Origin of the sequence: Photorhabdus sp. RM96S, from assembly GCF_042879335.1 — a bacterium.
GTDB lineage: Bacteria > Pseudomonadota > Gammaproteobacteria > Enterobacterales > Enterobacteriaceae > Photorhabdus > Photorhabdus kayaii.
In genome coordinates, this window is sequence record NZ_JBHFKT010000330.1 from 1 (window position 1) to 211 (window position 211).

1 protein-coding gene is annotated in these 211 nt (G+C 57.8%); it reads left to right on the forward strand.

Features of this window, described 5'->3' with window-relative positions; translation table 11 throughout:
• On the forward strand, window positions 1–211 hold a 211-nt coding region (locus tag ACGF49_RS25555; protein ID WP_387493665.1), incomplete at both ends, for a hypothetical protein.

Below are 211 nucleotides of genomic sequence, written 5' to 3' on the forward strand. Positions count from 1 at the left end.
CGATCGACATTGACTGGCAGACCGACGCAAAAGCTGACGGGTTAAAACTGACGAAACAGAGCAATCCGGTGAGTAACGCGCAGGGGCAGGTCACCGCGACCTTAACCAGCACGGCGGCGGTGAAAGATGTGCAGGTATCGGCGAAAACGGCCAGCCAGCAGACGGCGGTGAACGCGAACGGAAAAGTCAGTTTTGCGGAGTTCAGCACCAG